At 41.1% G+C, this 538-nt stretch carries 1 protein-coding gene; it reads left to right on the top strand.

Features of this window, described 5'->3' with window-relative positions:
* On the top strand, positions 1 to 538 hold a 538-nt coding region (locus tag HC175_RS17090; RefSeq protein WP_168139533.1), incomplete at both ends, for a GH3 family acyl-acid amido synthetase.

Below are 538 nucleotides of genomic sequence, written 5' to 3'. Positions count from 1 at the left end.
GACTCCCGGTTTGGAGGTGACCATGATGAACAATTGGGAAGAGAAGATAAGGAAGATCTCAGAGATCACTTCGCAGCAAAAGATTACCAGCCTTGCAGGTTCCCCCATGTGGATGTTGCTACTACTTCAATACATTATTAAGGAGCATAAGATCAATTATATCCAGGATGTGTGGCCGGACCTTGAAGTATTCTTTCACGGTTCAGTTTCATTTGCACCTTACCGGCCACTTTTTGAAGAATTGGATAAAAATAGTAGTTTGAGGTACCTGGAGATCTTTAATGCTACAGAAGGTTTCTTTGCGCTGCAGGATCAAAAAGATGATCCTTCCCTCCTGCTTATGCTCAACTACGGAATTTACTATGAGTTCATTCCCGAAAAGGAATTTTTACTCGAAAACCCCAGGATCATTCCTTTAAGCGAAGTGGAAGTGGGGAAAAATTATTCCATGGTGATCAGTACTAATTCCGGATTATGGAGGTATAAAATTGGGGACACTATCAAGTTTACCAGTGTTAGCCCCTATCGTTTTACAATA

This window comes from Salinimicrobium oceani, assembly GCF_012037645.1.
The sequence above is the reverse complement of the archived record's forward strand: the minus strand, read 5'-3'. Positions and strand labels throughout refer to the sequence as shown.